Here is a 16,684-nt window from a genome sequence, read left to right as displayed (position 1 = left end):
TTATTCGTCTAATCTTAAAAATTCAGCAGGTACATGATCGGTTAACCAAACCTTATTTTCTGACAGATAAAACACATATCCATTTTTATGCATTTCGCCTGCAAGCACGTTAAAAACTACCGGTTTACCGTGCCTGCTGCCAACCTGTACAGCGGTTTCTATATTTTTGCTTAAATGTACATGCTGGCGGCTTCGTTTTTCAAGGCCGCTTTCCTGAATGGCAGCAACCGATTTTTCCCCGGTCCCGTGATAAAGTATTTCGGGTGGTATTTGCGCCTGGTAACCTAAATCAACCTCAACCGAATGCCCCTGGCTGGCACGGATCTTCTGCCTGCTGTCGTCAAAAGCAAAACGTTTTTTACTGTTGGTTTCAACCACATCATTCAACAGGTCCCAATCTAAAGTATAACCATGTGCGTTGGCTTGCTTTAACAGCTCATCAACACTTACCCAGCCCTGTTCATCCAGTTCAATACCAATTACCTGGGGCTGGTGCCTTAGTACCAGGCTTAAAAATTTGCTGATATCCGTTGTATCTTTTTCTTTCATAATGTGGTTTGAAGTTAGGGTATTTGCAGGTGTCATGATATTATTTTTGCCATAATTCTCTATGGTTTTAGCCAACTGCGCTTTTATCTGCTTTACCAGTACCCTTGGCCCCAATACTCTCATTTTGGCGCCAAAACCCAGTAACTCGCGTTCCAGTTCAAAGTTTAAGATTACCCTGATACTAAATATCTTCCCGTTTTCATCTTCGCTTAGCAGTTTTTGCGTGTGGTGCAAAGGCTTGGTAACCACATAAGGCGCATTGGCAGCATCTATCCAAAATATCACCTCGCAATCGCGCTGACCGGGAGATTTGGTTACCCCTATACAATCATTATAATACGTTGCCAGGTCTAATGTCCGGTTCTCGCGGTAAGGTTCTTCATGCTCTGCCACGGCTTGTATCCTGTCTAAAGCCAGGTTCATGATATGGGCGTTGCGCTTGTGCTGCATCCCCAAAACAAACCAGCGGTTGCGATATTCTTTCAACAGATACCCGCTAAAACAAAAGGTGTTGGCTTCCCTGGCTTTAAAAGATTGATAGGTAATACATATCGTTTTCTTAGCCACAATAGCTTTGCGGATCACTTCTATCCACTCCAAGCCTTTCAGATTATCGTTCTTTTCGAAATCAATTACCGGGGTGCTTTGTGTTTTTTGCGAGTAGATCTTATCTTCCAGTTTACTCACCATCTCATTCAGATCGGTGAAATGGTTAAAGCCTTTAAACTGCTTTAACAAGCCCGATACTTCGCTCAGCACCTGCATATCCTGCTGGTTTAGCGGGCTATTGGTAATGCTGTAATTTTTATCGCTGTAGGTATAATATTTTTTATCAACCACCACAATCGGCGCTTCGTAGCCCAGCTTGTTGCTGCGCATCATTTCCATATCAGCCTGTACGGTACGGCGGCTTACACCTGAATCAATTCCCTGGTACTCGTAAATGGCATCGCTGCAGGCATCTATCAGGTCATCCAGTGTCCATTTCTTAAAGCGGTTTTGCAGGCATTGGTCAATGGTGCGGTAGCGGATCAGGGCGTTGCGGTTAACAGGCATAGTGTGATTTCGGATGTCGGATTTCGGATTTTTGATTTATTTCAGAAACACAAATCCGAAATCCACCCTCCGACATCCGAAATTTATAAAATTATTTTTTGCTGCGCAAATACGCTGCGCACTTGATGTTTCTCTTTGTACTGTAGAAAGGCTAAACCTGTTTACAAACGCCCCCCTCTCTCAATTTGGGGAGAGGGGTTTTAGCCCGGAGAATTAAAATTGTTAAATTACAAGCTCAGGTATATGAGAAAGCAAAATAGCACCGAAACATCCGCTCTTGAAAGCGCAGGGGCGCAAAAAGAAAAGATAGGTAACAACGAGTTAAAAGCGCTCGGTATTAACGACGTAGATATACTGGTAAACTTTAGCCGCGTAGCTAATGGATTGCTGAAACACAACGTAATGGCTAAGCCCGAGATACTGGCTAATCTGGAAGCCTTGATTGACGACCCCATCCCATACGCCTTAAAAAAAGGCGGTAAGTTTAAAAACCTGGCTGAAGATGTTATTGCCCTGCGTAAAGAAGGCAAATTTGTAAAGCAGCAACGCAGCAATTTTAAGCTGAAAGAAGAGATAGCCGAATTCCCGGTATGGGGGTTGGAGCATATTGAGGTGGGTGCTTTGGCACAGATGCGTACCGCAGTACAGTTACCCATTGCTGTTGCCGGCGCTTTAATGCCCGATGCGCACCAGGGTTACGGCCTGCCTATTGGCGGGGTGCTGGCTACTACCGCCAATACCATTATCCCCTTTGCTGTGGGTGTGGATATTGCCTGCCGTATGTGTTTAAGCATTTTTGATTTACCCGCCGAAGCTATTGATACCGAAACCGATAAGCTGAAGAATATATTGGTGGATAACACTTACTTCGGGATGGGGTGTACTACCAAATCGTACTTTGATAGTTCTTTGTTCGACAGCAAAAGCTGGGGCGAAACTAAGTTGATCCGCTCGTTAAAGGATAAGGCTTATGCGCAGCTGGGTACCAGCGGTACCGGCAACCACTTTGTAGAATGGGGCGAACTGGATATTGCCGAAGGTGCTTTAACCGGTATCCCTGCCGGTAAATACCTGGCTTTACTTTCGCACTCGGGTTCGCGTGGTTTTGGTGGTGCCGTAGCCGACTACTACAGCCGTATTGCCATGACCAAAACCAAACTGCCTGCCGAAGCCAAACATTTGGCCTGGTTAGATCTGGATAAAGACGAGGGCCAGGAGTACTGGATTGCCATGAACCTTGCCGGCGAATATGCCAGCGCCAACCACCACGAGATCCATAACAAAATTGCCCATGCTTTGGGTGTTAAACCCATTAGCATGATAGAGAACCACCACAACTTTGCCTGGAAAGAGCAGCTGGCTGATGGTACCGAAGTAATGGTGCACCGTAAAGGCGCAACACCTGCCGGTGAAGGCGTGCTGGGTATTATCCCCGGCAGTATGAGTACGCCCGGCTTTTTAGTCCGCGGGAAAGGTGATGCGGCAAGCATTAATTCCGCCAGTCACGGTGCGGGTAGGGCTATGAGCCGTAGTGCCGCTTTTAAAAGACTGGATAAAGCTGCCATTGCCGCCAATTTGGTAGAAAAACGCATCACCCTGATGGGTAGCGACATGGACGAAGCCCCAATGGCTTACAAAGACATCCACACCGTAATGGCTGCGCAAAATGACCTGGTAGAAGTACTGGCTAAGTTTGAACCGAGGATAGTACGTATGGCTGATGCGAGGGAGAAGCCGGAGGATTGAGAATTATAAATTAACGATTACCTTAACAACAATATGCAAGCGCCTAAACCAACCGACTTTCTGTTACTGCTCGAAGTATTTCGCAGGGGGCTGATACTTGATTTGGTGTCTAAAAGCGATGTAACATCATGGGCTGATGAGATCATACTGAATACAGATGAGCCGGATTACTTTTTTATCGAGCTATCGTTATGCTCTACCACAAACCATTTAATTGAGGTAATTGGTGCGTATGTTAAGGGAAATGATAGCCTTATCTGTACGAGAGTATTGATGGGGCTATTATATAAAAAACTGGTTGATGAAAACAACGCCTTTACTATTGATGATGCAATCAGAATACTTTGGAACATAGAATGGCGCAATACGCTTACAGATTTTGAACTGAGTTTTATCTACTCGTTTGACGACTACGGGTTTGTTGATTTTAGAGAATTACAAGAAGATGTGATCAGGTTTTTATCTGCTTATGCCCCATTTACGTTTAACAATTATACTAACTGGCCTGTAATTAATGACTTGGTAATAACAGTTTTAAATAAGATAGAAGCCGAGCAGGAAATAAGAATTGCTGCAATGGCAGAAGAATGGCGGGTTAAACGTGAAAGCTTGATGCAAGCTAAGCAACAAGCCTTCAAAAAAGCAATCCGCAAACAACGGCTAAAAAGACACTTAAATATCAGTATCCTCATTGCCGTTATTAGTGCCATAATATTATGTGCCTACTTCACACCCATCACCGAGATTAATTGGGGCTCTATTGTTGGAACCATTCTTATATGTGGTTTATTTATAGGGAAAGAGTATATGTTGAGGGGGAAGAGGAGGTAAGTTGGGTTAGGCATAAGGTCAACAGAAGAAGCGTTGTCATGCTGAGGTACTCGAAGCATAAGCGTCGGCCTTCTGCACCATACTTCGACGGAGCTCAGTAAGACACCCTTACCTCAAAGGCACAAGCACCTCATTGCACTGGCCTGCGCTGCATAATTGCGCAAGCTAAGGCATTTAATGTGTATAATCAAAGATTATTGTACTGATAATCAAGTACTTGAAATAAAAATGAAAATAAAAACAAAATTTAGCTCAATTTTTCTATATTTTTGTTAAATCAGTTCTGTCTGATACAAAATAATAGAAGTCCCGATAGCGCGGAACACCGATTGAGGCACTGAGTTCATCGGCGGGGTTTGAATCCCCCGGGATTAAAGAAGAAATCTAAAAGTTTTGTTTAAGGCCTCTGGAGTCGCAATCCAGGGGTCTTTTTTATTTATTAAACTTTTTGATCTGTTTGATTAACTAAAGTCATGTTGCTCCAAGACTAAAAGCTTTAACTGTAAAGCATCTACATCCGTTAACAACACTACAAATATATGTATTTGTTATTCTAAATAACAACTGTTTTCTTAAAAAATTTATAGATAACGAAAATGGCTTAAATTACTCATTGTCAATTATTTACAACTGTTTTGTTGGTGTTTATCAGCGCGAAGGTAATTATTCAATCTCATTTTTCTGCTTATTTCTTTAAATTCAAAAAAAGTTTTATTTAAAAAAACAAGATTTGTTGATAATATAACGCGTTATTGTTAACATAATTTTTACTGTTATAAAATGACGAGAGGATTGGTGTTTTCAGATAACCCCCACTCTGGCTGCCAACTCAAGGAATCCGTCCGTCCCTTTCCCTCCCGTACACTTTGTTACAACCCGGACGCTTTGCGACACACCTCCATCATCCAAGCACATCTGCCAGGTCTACACCATTTTGGCGGTCCTGGTCTGTGGCTAATTCTTCTAGCACGGGCGATACTGTTATGGTTGATCCCGGTAGCATTTGCTGCATCAGGCGGGCTTGCTTTTGCCACAGGGCATAGGCGTTTACATCTGGGAAAAGCATTATCTGCCTGCCTCTAAGTATGCGGCATTTAATGGGGTTTAGCCCGTTAAGGCTTCCGCAGGCCAGCCATATAAACTGGGGCATGGTGGCGCTGGCTATAATGGCGGTTTTCTCGCTTTCTACCAACGCTATCGGAGTGCCTTTTTTGCGTGGTGTTGGTTCTGGTAAATCTGCCAGCAGGTGTTCGCCAAACAAACATTGGTTAAGCTGAAAATCTATATCTGTTTTATGCTTCATTAACAGGCTGTGTGCCCATGTAATATGGTTAAAGGGTGCTTTTACCCGCTTGCCTGTTTCTTTATCATACAACATTATTTTGCCTGTGCGGGCATAATTTTCGGTATCTATCTGCCAAAATATAGTTGCACCGGGCCAGTGGTTACTGGTGCCTATGCGGTATTTGCCCACCAACTCGTTGGCTTTATCGTAGCCGAAGCGTTTAATGAGGTACTGCACAAAATTATTGTTATCGTAATTGTTGTAGCTGCTGTCCACATCGTGCCCATCTATATATTGTTGTATGGTTTTTACAGGTTTGGGGCTGGGCGGTGTGTACTCGAGTCGGTTATCTCTAAGCCATTGGCGGTGCTGCCTATCATTAGGGTGGCTTATGGCATCGAAGTTTCGGTTAAAAGTTACGCCATCGGCTGTCCAGGGTTTATAGCCGCTGTCGAGGTAATATTTGCGTGGGTTATAATGGTAACCACATTTATCGAAGCGATTGCACCGGCCTACATGCGTTGCCAGTTCGGCACCGGTTTCGATGTTTACGTAGCGCACAAAACTTTTGCTATGATGCTTGCATTGCGGGCAATGGTGGCGGGTTTGCATGCCACGGTAGGGTTGCAGGTGATAGTTCATTTTGTTGTTGATGGTTGGTTGTCGGTTGTCGGGAAGCTCAAACTCCCCTCTTGAGAGGGGGCGCGGTTGCTTGTGCGATGGCAGGGGTGTGTTTATGCGCACGCGCTATCGCTTGCAGAAAGAACACACCCCTAACCCCTCTCGAGAGGGGAATAAAAGCGCTAAGCTGTCCGCTTTGTAACGGGCTGTACGGGAGGGGAAAGCGACGGACGAAAAGATAGTTGCGAGTTTTGAGTTACGAATGAGTGAGTAGAAAAGTCCTTTATCATTTATTCACAACTCACCAATCACTCATTCACTACTCATAACTGTTGTGTATGCGCTTTAATTATCCTATCAGCTTTTTGGTGCGATATGCCCAGGGCCCTGCCAATTTCGCGCAGGCTGTAGTTTTTTTGTTTAAGCGCCATCACATCGGCAATCAGGCTTTCGTCGGCTTCGCCTTTTTTGCGTAATAGTTGTTGCCATTCTTCGCCAAAGCTTACAAACTCATATTGTAAAAAATTGAAAGGCTTATCTATCTGGCAAAGGCATACGTTGCTTTCGCCATAAACCTGCTCGGTGTTGCGTTGCTTAATTTGTTTAAGGTAACGCAGGCTGCTATCGGCATTGCTTTCGCCTATGGTAAATGCGCTATCGCAAAAGTTCATCAGCATTTTGCTGCCTTGTAAATCGTTGCGGGTAATGGCTTGGGTTAAGTCGCGCTTTGGGGTGTGAGCTAATACCAATATGCTCAGGTCGTGCTTGTTTTTAAGGGCTTTCAACTGTTTCATCAATGGTAAAGCATCTTTAGCCTGCTCGGTTTCGCTGCGCAGATAGGTTAGGTTATCAATAATTAAAACCCTGGCGTTGGTTTGCAGTACAGCACGTTCAAGCGCATAGTTAAGGTACTCATCAAAATCGGCAAAGCCCTCGGGTATCTCCAGCTCGGGGTTTAACTCGGCACGATAAAAGTTGGGGCTAAACTCGTAGTGGTTGGTAAAGTTTACCGAGTAGCGGGCTTCAAACTGCTTATCGGTCAATTCAAAATCGCAATATAAAACGGGTTGTGCGGGTGCTTCTACATCAAAGGGATAAACGCCTGTGCCCCGGCTAATGGCATCGGCAATTTGTACGGCAACAATACTTTTGCCCAGGTTGCTATCGGCATACAGGATGCATACTTCGCCCTGGTGCCAAAATTTGCCAAACAGCATCAGGGGGATTGATCTAAGGCTGGCTTGTTCCATCCAGTGGTTAACACGCCGTACCAGTAATACGTCGTCGTTGTTTTCGGGTTGTTGTTGTTCTGCTAACAGCTCAAGGCTTTGGCGTTGCAGTTCTTCGGCATTAATTTTCATGCGGGTTTTTAAATAATGAGTGAATGATAGAATGAGTGAATTTTGAATGATAGAATTTTGAATGAGTGAATGAGTGAATTTTGAATGATAGAATAGTGCTTTCCATTCACTCATTCTCTCCTTCACTCATTCTATCATTGATTTAAAATCCGAACGGATTTTTAAGAAATACCCCTCCATTAGCCTATTTATAGGCTTTCATCTGAAAACAGAGCTATAGGATATGTTTTAGTTGCGAATGAGTGAATTGCGAATGAGTGCGTATTAACTCAAAACTCGCGATTCAAAACTCATAACTGATTTTGTGCTGTCCGCGTCCCGGGGAGCCTATGCTACAGACAGAGCGGACGGTTTGTTACAGCGGTAAATAAGCCGGAGGATTATATTCACTGCAAGTATACAGAATATTATTTAAAATAAAGAATATTCTGTAATATTATTTAATTATTTTTTTGGAGGAATACTGTCCGCTTTGTAACAGCATGTACGGGAGGGGAAACAGACGGACAGTAGGACAGAACCATTAGATTAAATGATTTCCAAAAAAATATTTTTCATTTTTTTTCAATTATTTTCATCTGCGCAAATACACTGCGCAGTAGCCATCAATCTTTGTATCAACAAAACAAAAAAGGAGGTTCAAAATGAAATTCAACCTGTTAAGCAAATTCAACAAAACAACCACGGTAAACCATGCCGGCGAAAAGGCTTTTACCCTAAGCGCCGAAATGGAACTATACACCGCGGTGGTTACCTGGAGCTTAAACGATTCCTTTTACGAAAAAGACGAAAAGCGTATGGAACGCCTGCGCACATTGATAGCCAAATGCAGCCCCATATTTGTGGGTAAGCTGGCAGTATATGCACGCACCAAAATGTATTTGCGTTCGGCACCGTTGGTATTGGTTACCGAATTGGCTAAGCTGCACTCGGGCGACGATCTGGTTGCCCGGGTTACCGACGGCGTAATAGGCCGTGCTGATGAGATTACCGAATTGTTAGCCTGCTACCAGATGCTAAACCAACGCACCGGCACTAAAAAGCTGAACCGCCTGAGCAAGCAATTACAAAAAGGTTTGAGCACGGCATTTAACCGTTTCGACGAGTACCAGTTTGCCAAATACAACCGTGATGGCGCTATAAAACTGCGCGATGCCTTGTTCCTGGTTCACCCAAAAGCAAAGGACGAATTGCAGCAGGTGTTGTTCAACAAAATAGTAAACGGCGACCTGCAAACGCCTTATACCTGGGAAACCGAGCTATCGGCATTAGGGCAGCTTAATTTCGATAGCAATGAGGCTAAGGCCTTAGCGTTCCGTGCTAAATGGGAAGAGCTGATTGATGGCGGCAAACTGGGTTACATGGCCCTGCTGCGTAACCTGCGCAATATACAGGAAGCAGGCGTAAGCTACGCGCACTTCCAGAAAGTATGCGGGCGTTTGGCTGATGCTAATGAGGTTGCTAAGGCAAAACAGTTTCCGTTCCGTTACCTGGCAGCTTACCGCGAGCTGATAGTTGCGGGTACAGATTCGCCGCTAAAAGGTTTAACTCAAAAATTGAGCGCATTGCTGTCGGGCAACAAAGGCTACACCGGCGCATTGCTGGATGCTTTAGAACAAGCCGTACAGGCAAGTGCTGCCAACATTAAAGGTTTCGACTACAATACCCGTGTATTGTTGGCCTGCGATGTTTCGGGTTCGATGCAGACACCGGTATCTGCCAAAAGCAAGGTACTATTGTACGATGTGGGCCTGATGCTGGCTATGCTGCTGCAAAGCCGCTGTAAAAACGTGGAGGTGGGTATGTTTGGCGATAGATGGAAAACCATCACGGTGCCACGTAACAATATATTGGGTAACGTGCAGGAGTTTTATCGCCGCGAGGGCGAGGTGGGTTACAGCACCAATGGCTACCTGGTTATCAAAGACCTGTTACAGCGCCGTGTAAAAATGGATAAAGTGATGCTGTTTACCGACTGCCAGTTATGGAACAGTACGGACACCAGTGGCGAACATATCCATGCCTTGTGGGTACAATACAAAACCCAGGTTGCGCCAAATGCAAAGCTCTACCTGTTCGATCTGAAAGGTTACGGACAAGCGCCTTTGCAGCTATTGCACAACAATGTGTACCTGATAGCAGGCTGGAGCGATAAAGTTTTCGAGGTGTTAGCTGCCTTAGAAAACGGAGGCTCGGCGTTGGATGCTATTAATAATATCCCCCTAACCCCCTAAAAGGGGAAACAAGGGAAATGCCCACTCCCCCTTTAGGGGGCTGGGGGGGGGCTTAAGGATGCCGTAGAAACGGGATACTTCGCACCATTGGAGGGGGAGGTCAGTGCCATTAACGTGATACTGAGGGTTCGAGTCCCTAAGCGGTCCCCCATCCCGCGTTCGCCTGTTGCTCCTTATAAAAATAAAAAGAAGGTGTCGTAAATAAGCCTTACTTCGTTTGGGACGCTGGGGTTGGCGGTTCGAGTCCGTCCCCGAAAGGGTAGCTCAAATGGATAGAGCACAGTGCAGAATGGCTTATTGCTCGTTGCCCTTCTTTTAAAAGAGATTAAAAATAAAAGGTGTCGTAGATAAATGCTACTTCGATTCCAAGTCTGAGACGCCGGCTCGGATCCGGCCCTCCCGCAAAGAGGTAGTTTAATATGGATAGAACGCAGAAGAAAACACGCATTTATCACCTGTTACCCTTTTACTAAGAAGATGCCGTAGGCTCAGCGTTACTTCGCCTGTCACGCAAAACCGAACGCTGGTTAAATGTTGCTCTTCTTTCCCCCCCCAATCCCCTAAAGGAAGAATAAAAAAACAGATTATCCCTCTTAGGGGGTTAGTATTAATACCTAAACCTTAAAAGGTGCCGTAAACTGGTGATACTTCGGTAGGATGTTCCCTTCGGGGAAAGGTGCAGATTCGAATTCTGCCTGCAGGCAATTGCAGTAGTCTAATTATAAAAAACCTCACCGGTTGCTTTTTGCCCTTTTTTAAAACATAATGAAAGATGCCGTAAGTGTGTGATACTTCGCCGGTGAAACCGCGTAAGCGGGCAGGTTCGAATCCTGAAAGACATACGCTGACTATTGCTCTTTCATTTATAATTTAAACAATCGACGCTACCCGACAGACCGGATATTCAAATAGCAGAAAAACTGTTGGTACAAATAAGAGAATATTTTTATACCACCTGATTACTTGTAGCCTAATAAAAAAGCCTCTCAGATTTCTCTGAGAGGCTTTCGTGGTACCAACTGGGATCGAACCAGTGACACAAGGATTTTCAGGCTTTCTCTAAGCAATTTTCAGATGGTAAAAAACCGCTCTGTAAGCGTTTCTAAGGACAATTTACATTATAATTCTGAAACTACAAAATTCATTGTACCACATTTGTACCACGCTTTTTACTACATAAGGCAGAAATACAAAGCGTCGGCTACCTCTGTCATTATCGGCCATCGTAAATCTGTTTCTACAGAATTAGCTTCCGAACTAAAGCAGCAATAATGTTTAGTGTTCTGAATGACTACAGGTAAGCGCACTGTCTATTTTCTAATTCATTGTCACGTTACCCATGATTTGAATATAATATTAAAATGTTAGTTTGCTCAGGCAGCTAGTATTCTTACATGATTGCTAGATTATGGCCTGAAATGTCTTCCAATAATCATTGTAAAACCCAATTACATATTGACTGAATGAGGTCGATTGGGACATTGGCGGGGATATAATATTCTTGGGGACTCATAGCCTTCGTGCCTTCGACTAAAGCATGATTCAAATTGCTAAAAAAGAGAAAATTCGTGTTCCCTTTTTTTAATTTACTTTGCCAAATCCGGAGATTGTCGCTGTCCACCTGGTAGTCCAATCCTCCTTGTATAATAAGAAATCGTTCAGCCCTCAAACTATTAATAACTTTAAAAGGGTTGTACATTTTCAGGGATAACCAATATGAACCTTTTGCACCAAGTAATGTTAAGGAACTGTCACTAGCACTAATATGATTAAGTAAGTCAACATCTTTAGCTACTGCTTTAATTGTTGAGTCACTTGGCGTACCGTTTAAGGATTGCAAATGCCTTAATTGTTTTAAATAGATATGATGTAATGGTTCAGCATTTGCTTCAAGCATGATTCCCCCCTTGACATTTGGATTTGTTGCTATAAGCATTGGCACTAACGTTGCCCCAAGACTGTGACCAATGAGAAATATTCGCCGTTTATCGACTTCTGGTCTTGTTTCTAAATATGCCAGTGCCGATTTAAGGTCTGGCTCATATTCATCTTGGACAGTGTAATTCCTTTTGAATCTTTCCGGATAAACTTTTGATTGTTTATCGTATCTAAGCGATACAATTCCACAATTAGCCAAAGCGATTGAGATATCTTTAAAAGGTTTGATAATGCCTATTGTCTCATCATAATCAGTTGGTCCCGAGCCGCCGATAAACACAACTGCAGGATGTTTGACATTACTATCATTTGGAAGAGTTAAGATTGCTGGTAAATTTACAGTGTCAAGGACTAACTTTATCTCTTCGATCTTTTCTTTGCTTTTTATTTCATAGGTGGGGTAATGATAGGCTTGGTCAAGCGGTAACAGAAAAAAACCTTCAATGCCAGATTCAGAATTTGCGAATTGCATGATGAGGTCTGCTTTTTCAAAATGTACAACGAAGCGAAGAATATTTTTACTGTCAGAAATTGCAGTTGTATCGTAGGAGTTTAATTCGCCAATTTGCTTATTGATTTGAGTAGCTGCGTCCTTTAATCCGTTTATTCCTAATTGTTTGTTTAAATTAGCAGAAGTAAGTGTTTGCGCTGTCACGAAATCTTTTTTTTTCAAAGCTTCCAGGAAATTTTTATCTCTTTTAGTAAAGTCGCTCTGACCAAAAGCGCTTTGAAAAAATAATACAGCAAAAACGGGGAAATATACCAGTTTGGTAACTTTCCCTTTAAGGCACTTAGGCCGCACATTAGTAATCATTGTTATTTTTGTTGATCTATTTTGAATTATTATACCGAAGCACTTATGCCTTTGTAAAATTATTGGCGGATTTTGAAACTATAAAAATTAACTTTCGTACACTTGTTATAATTATGGATCCAGTTGATAATCCAAACTTTTACATTAAAGGAGTCTTCTATTTTAATCAGAATGATATCCGGTCGATTGTTCCAAAAAGAAACAGATTTTTTGGTTACACTCTTAATTTTGCTAATTGGCGAACTTATATTTTTGTTACCCTTTTCGTTGTCTTGATCTTGATATCAATTTTTTTTAAGATTTTTTAATATTGTTCCGAAAGAGTGCCAATTTCATCTTTTTTAGGTGCAGAGGAGTTTTGTTTCAAAGGCTTTGCAGGGAATGCCAATTTTGTTTTAAATTCATCATTCCAAGGTCTTAGGTATAAAATTAAAGCACCTGACATTGCGAAAAAGAAGCTAACCAGCCCATGAATCACGAGAATTACAAAGTGAAAGCCAATTCCTAATATAAGTAAATATGGGCGATAACCTTTTTTGATCGTTAAGCCAAGAAACAATAACAATTCAAATCCTACAGGAGTCCACGTCAAAAGAGTTACAAAAACCGGATTTTTTAATGCCGGTAAAAGCAGCGGTTTCCAAAATGAATTTAAACCTACTATTGGATCGTTAAACCAATACCATAATGCAGTTCCATTTACCCATTCAGTTATTTTGAATTTTTCAATTGCTGCATCAAAGTATAAAATCGCAACCTGAAGTCTGATTAAAATATAAACAAAGTACCTTATTAAGCCCAGATAAACGTTTTTTGTCAATAACGATCCCGCCGTCCAATGATTTTTTCTGTTGTCAAGGAGACAAATAGGAATTAAAAGAAATGTAAGCACAGAAGTTATCTGGTCGCCACCGTCCGCAACTTGCGTAAAAAGGTTAAAGCTAAATGCAACATACCAATGAAGGATGCATGTATACCTTGGCCGCCAACCCGATAAGGTTAGCGTTAAGATTGCTATCGAAACTATTTTTGCGTAAAAGATGTGGGCTTTTAGTACATAAAATAGACTGAAATTAGCCAGTCCTATTACTTTGTAGTTAAGGAATCCTTGACTATGTATGTCTCCAAAAAGAGTCACATCACTATTAAAAATTAATGTAATTAAAGTACCTATGGCCAGTACAGATCGCCCAACACCATAAGTATTGCTAATAATTCCACTATCAGCAAGCCGATAAGCCAGATTACTTACCTTGTTTACTGCAGTTAACATGGATTTTTGCGACATAAGACTGCATTCCTGTTGTCCCCCTTACGCTGGCTGCCCATGCCCAGGGGATTGGTTTGTACCGAACTAATATAAAAGTTTGACCACATAGCGTATGATTTTCACTAGCCGTGGTGATTTGAAGGCTTTTAATTTCCTGGCTCTTAAATCTTTGTGGATCAAAATCAGTTACTTCGACCCAATCCTTTTCTTCAATTTGCTTGTAAATAGAACCACATAAAATACCTAACGCACGCGCATTCCTCCGTAAGCCCCATAAATTTTCGCTGCTTGAGTTAGTTTGAGGTCTAAAATCGACCAATGGAGCTCTATCAGCTCGATACAATTTAAAAGAGTCCTCACGAGGATCCCTGGTAAAAAAACCCCATCCCTGGGGTATAACCATTTTAAGGTTCTTCTGCCGCGGGATGAAGTTTTTTATAGGACTAAAAGGCAACGCAAGCGTCAAGACAAGAATGCAAAATATTAGCGTTCCCATCGAGAGAAACGCAAAAAACGATGCCACCTTGATATTGCTTGTCTGGTTGATATTCTTCAATTTGGAGAGGGAAACTGTTAAGCAGCCAAGTTGTTAGCCACTGAGTTAACGATTTCTTCTTTTTGTAAGGTGTCTGAACTAGTTGTTGTTGCTTCAGTGGCAGGTGCAGCAATTACAATCACTATTACTGCCACGGCAAACGCCACTACAGCGACTCCAGCATACGCCCAATTAAGATTTATATTGATAGCATTTACTTGCTTATCTACAGAGTTAACTGCCTTATTTCCCAGAGCGTTAAGGATTTGTGTTTTGAAGTTTTCTCTTTTACTGTCAATTACGGATCTAATTGTCTTTCCATCTATTTTATCCGGCAATTGATCGCGGAGGCCCTTTAAAAATGAGTCACTTACGAGTGCTGGCGGAACGATATTAGCACTTGTTAAAGCTTGGATCAATACGTCATGAGAATTACTGAATGCCTGACTTATCAATGTCCTGTTACCACTTTCTATCTGTGATTTAAATGTTGTTAAAAAGTCAGGTTTGTTCACTTTTATTGTTGCAATAATTTGATCTTCTAAATCCGAAATAGCCTTCTGCTCTAAGGCGTCCGTTGCCACGTCTGAGGCGTGAACAGTAATTTCCGGAATGAGCGCAGCCACCTTTCCCTCTCCGAAGATTAAACCTCTGAAAAGCTCGTCTGATGTAAAATTTTTCGATTTAAGGACGCTTGTTGTCTGACGTTCTTTACTACAACTTGTGTATAGTAATGTCATAATACAAAGTGGAACAGTAATGTACCACTTATTCGCAATAATTCTGATTCTTGTAAGCATAGGTTTGATTTATTATAAATATTAAGTCGATTATATTTTGCAAGTTAACTTTAATGGTCACAGACCAACTATGGGTTTAAAATACGTTGCGAGCACCGTTAAAATCAATAATTTTACATGAACACTCGGATTAACAAGACAAACGTTAAATAACACCGCAAAAAAAGCGCTATACCTACTTTACTCTAAATATAGAGGCCATAACTAAATTCAATGTCTGTGACATTTTAGCAATTATTAAGTCTCTCTAAAAACAGGAGGGTAACAATTGAAATCCTTTTTTATGACTACAGTTAAGTGCATGTTTATCTTTTGATGTTGTTTACTTATAGTAAACACTCAAATTCAATAAACAAAAATCAAGAATTATAAATCTTCGAAAACTAAGGTCCACCTTTGTCAACTTAACCGGGATTTCAACTCTGCGTTCAACTTTCTTAATGCCTCATTATCTTTTTCCAGTTCATATATTCGGAAAACAGAATGATTCAATTCTACCTGTAAGGAAAGTGCTGTATTTCCAAGATTAACAATATGGAAAAGATGTTGCGGTGGCATATCATTCAATAAGCCACTTTGTTTAAAACTGGTTATCTCATCCATCGCAAATTTCACCAAACGATGTTCCCGCCCTTCAGTGTATATAAATAGTTCTGCGTCAATATTGAATAGCTTTGCAGCGCGCAAAGCTATTCCTGCTGTAACGTCAGTTAAAGATGCTTCCAGTTCCCGATATTCGCTTTCTTCTAATTGCAGGGCTTTTGCAACCTGCGCCTCTGTAAAGCCTTTGGCTTTACGCGCTACATAAAGTATCTTATTCATAATTAGCGTATAAATGTTTATACAGCTATACCGTTAGTTAACTATCTCTATAGACGTTTATACATTAGCTGCTTATACAAATTTCGGACAGGTAAGTGCGGTACTAAACTCATAGGATGGGTATTTTACACATGAATACGTTATTTTTACAAGCAATAAAATTTGTATTTTTGAGATATGGAAACATCAGCCAAACCTTCAAATTCCCACATCGGAAGAAAGATCAGCCGTATTCGCGAACTGCGAGGCATCAAACAGGAAACGCTTGCTTCTGAATTAGGTGTTAGTCAGCAGACTGTTTCGCGTATGGAACAGAGCGAGACAATTGAGGATGCTGTGTTAGAAAAAATTGCTGGCATATTGGGAGTTACATCCGAGGCAATTAAAAACTTCAGCGAGGAAGCTGTGATTTATAACATTCAAAATAATTATGAGGGTTCAAACAATCACGGTGCAAATGTTGGTCATCAATTTAATTTCAACCCAATTGAAAAAATTGTTGAATTATATGACGAGAAGGTAGCATTGTTAGAACGTTTGCTTCAAGCTGAAAAGGAAAAAAACGAGCTTATTCAAAACTCAAATAAGAAATAATAAACCTTACAGCAAATCCTTTAGAGAGGGCAATTGCTGATCTGAATTAAGCTTAACAGGCTTATAAAATTGTTCATGCAACCTTTTCTCTATTCTATCAATTGTCATTTCATTAGGGAAACTAAGATCGGTATCTTCCAAAGAACGAAAACCAGTTATTAAGTTCCTGAAACTCCCCATCTGATTGTAGCCCCATCATCCATTTTTGTGTCAGGTCGAGTAGGCGCT

Annotated in this window: 12 protein-coding genes; 4 read left to right on the top strand and 8 right to left on the bottom strand. The window is 41.7% G+C overall.

Going from position 1 to position 16,684, the window contains the following annotated elements; all coding sequences use genetic code 11:
• Nucleotides 1–1,605, bottom strand: a complete 1,605-nt coding sequence (locus PQO05_RS06130) for an RNA 2'-phosphotransferase (RefSeq protein WP_273631822.1) — start codon at nucleotides 1,603–1,605, stop codon at nucleotides 1–3.
• 243 nt (nucleotides 1,606–1,848) lie between these two features.
• Between PQO05_RS06130 and PQO05_RS06125 the strand changes: the two genes are divergently transcribed.
• Entirely contained in the window at nucleotides 1,849–3,351 is a 1,503-nt protein-coding gene (locus tag PQO05_RS06125; protein ID WP_273631821.1) for an RtcB family protein, read from the top strand.
• A 33-nt stretch (nucleotides 3,352–3,384) separates the two neighbouring features.
• Complete coding sequence (locus PQO05_RS06120; RefSeq protein WP_273631820.1) at nucleotides 3,385–4,182, top strand: hypothetical protein; 798 nt, start codon at nucleotides 3,385–3,387, stop codon at nucleotides 4,180–4,182.
• 901 nt (nucleotides 4,183–5,083) lie between these two features.
• Here PQO05_RS06120 and PQO05_RS06115 read toward each other — a convergent pair.
• Nucleotides 5,084–6,109, bottom strand: a complete 1,026-nt coding sequence (locus tag PQO05_RS06115) for a DUF6371 domain-containing protein (RefSeq protein ID WP_273631819.1) — start codon at nucleotides 6,107–6,109, stop codon at nucleotides 5,084–5,086.
• Between the two features lie 302 nt (nucleotides 6,110–6,411).
• On the bottom strand, nucleotides 6,412–7,449 hold the full coding sequence (locus PQO05_RS06110; protein ID WP_273631818.1) for an AAA family ATPase: 1,038 nt from the start codon (nucleotides 7,447–7,449) through the stop codon (nucleotides 6,412–6,414).
• Nucleotides 7,450–8,093: 644 nt separating this feature from the next.
• Between PQO05_RS06110 and PQO05_RS06105 the strand changes: the two genes are divergently transcribed.
• Nucleotides 8,094–9,683, top strand: a complete 1,590-nt coding sequence (locus PQO05_RS06105) for a TROVE domain-containing protein (RefSeq protein WP_273631817.1) — start codon at nucleotides 8,094–8,096, stop codon at nucleotides 9,681–9,683.
• 1,432 nt (nucleotides 9,684–11,115) lie between these two features.
• On the opposite strand, the gene PQO05_RS06100 is transcribed toward PQO05_RS06105, so the two are convergent.
• The 5 genes from PQO05_RS06100 to PQO05_RS06080 all read right to left on the bottom strand — a co-directional run bounded on the left by PQO05_RS06100 (nucleotide 11,116) and on the right by PQO05_RS06080 (nucleotide 15,862).
• The gene (locus tag PQO05_RS06100) at nucleotides 11,116–12,435 is read right to left on the bottom strand and encodes an alpha/beta hydrolase (protein WP_273631816.1); all 1,320 of its coding nucleotides are present in this window, start codon (nucleotides 12,433–12,435) and stop codon (nucleotides 11,116–11,118) included.
• A 304-nt stretch (nucleotides 12,436–12,739) separates the two neighbouring features.
• Nucleotides 12,740–13,708 carry a sporulation-delaying protein SdpB family protein gene (locus tag PQO05_RS06095; RefSeq protein WP_273631815.1) on the bottom strand — a complete coding sequence of 323 codons (969 nt, stop codon included), beginning with the start codon at nucleotides 13,706–13,708 and terminating at the stop codon, nucleotides 12,740–12,742.
• On the bottom strand, nucleotides 13,680–14,261 hold the full coding sequence (locus PQO05_RS06090; protein ID WP_273631813.1) for an SdpA family antimicrobial peptide system protein: 582 nt from the start codon (nucleotides 14,259–14,261) through the stop codon (nucleotides 13,680–13,682). The genes PQO05_RS06095 and PQO05_RS06090 overlap by 29 nt, the downstream gene beginning before the upstream one ends.
• A gap of 17 nt (nucleotides 14,262–14,278) precedes the next feature.
• Nucleotides 14,279–15,040 (bottom strand): sporulation delaying protein family toxin, encoded by a 762-nt coding sequence (locus PQO05_RS06085; RefSeq protein WP_273631812.1) that lies wholly within the window; start codon nucleotides 15,038–15,040, stop codon nucleotides 14,279–14,281.
• A 399-nt stretch (nucleotides 15,041–15,439) separates the two neighbouring features.
• Entirely contained in the window at nucleotides 15,440–15,862 is a 423-nt protein-coding gene (locus PQO05_RS06080; RefSeq protein ID WP_273631811.1) for a helix-turn-helix domain-containing protein, read from the bottom strand.
• 177 nt (nucleotides 15,863–16,039) lie between these two features.
• Here PQO05_RS06080 and PQO05_RS06075 point away from each other — a divergent pair, with 177 nt between their 5' ends.
• Complete coding sequence (locus tag PQO05_RS06075; protein ID WP_273631810.1) at nucleotides 16,040–16,456, top strand: helix-turn-helix domain-containing protein; 417 nt, start codon at nucleotides 16,040–16,042, stop codon at nucleotides 16,454–16,456.
• The last annotated feature ends 228 nt before the right edge of the window (nucleotides 16,457–16,684 follow it).

It is taken from the genome of Mucilaginibacter jinjuensis (assembly GCF_028596025.1).
In the GTDB taxonomy this organism is placed as follows: domain Bacteria; phylum Bacteroidota; class Bacteroidia; order Sphingobacteriales; family Sphingobacteriaceae; genus Mucilaginibacter; species Mucilaginibacter jinjuensis.
The sequence above is the reverse complement of the archived record's forward strand: the minus strand, read 5'-3'. Positions and strand labels throughout refer to the sequence as shown.

Bases quoted from the DNA above. Each gene is read 5' to 3' on its own strand.
- PQO05_RS06085 (WP_273631812.1), bottom strand. From the start codon at position 15,040: ATGCTTACAAGAATCAGAATTATTGCGAATAAGTGGTACATTACTGTT.
- PQO05_RS06115 (WP_273631819.1), bottom strand. From the start codon at position 6,109: ATGAACTATCACCTGCAACCCTACCGTGGCATGCAAACCCGCCACCAT.
- PQO05_RS06080 (WP_273631811.1), bottom strand. From the start codon at position 15,862: ATGAATAAGATACTTTATGTAGCGCGTAAAGCCAAAGGCTTTACAGAG.
- PQO05_RS06120 (WP_273631820.1), top strand. From the start codon at position 3,385: ATGCAAGCGCCTAAACCAACCGACTTTCTGTTACTGCTCGAAGTATTT.
- PQO05_RS06125 (WP_273631821.1), top strand. From the start codon at position 1,849: ATGAGAAAGCAAAATAGCACCGAAACATCCGCTCTTGAAAGCGCAGGG.
- PQO05_RS06075 (WP_273631810.1), top strand. From the start codon at position 16,040: ATGGAAACATCAGCCAAACCTTCAAATTCCCACATCGGAAGAAAGATC.
- PQO05_RS06095 (WP_273631815.1), bottom strand. From the start codon at position 13,708: ATGTTAACTGCAGTAAACAAGGTAAGTAATCTGGCTTATCGGCTTGCT.
- PQO05_RS06110 (WP_273631818.1), bottom strand. From the start codon at position 7,449: ATGAAAATTAATGCCGAAGAACTGCAACGCCAAAGCCTTGAGCTGTTA.
- PQO05_RS06130 (WP_273631822.1), bottom strand. From the start codon at position 1,605: ATGCCTGTTAACCGCAACGCCCTGATCCGCTACCGCACCATTGACCAA.
- PQO05_RS06100 (WP_273631816.1), bottom strand. From the start codon at position 12,435: ATGATTACTAATGTGCGGCCTAAGTGCCTTAAAGGGAAAGTTACCAAA.
- PQO05_RS06105 (WP_273631817.1), top strand. From the start codon at position 8,094: ATGAAATTCAACCTGTTAAGCAAATTCAACAAAACAACCACGGTAAAC.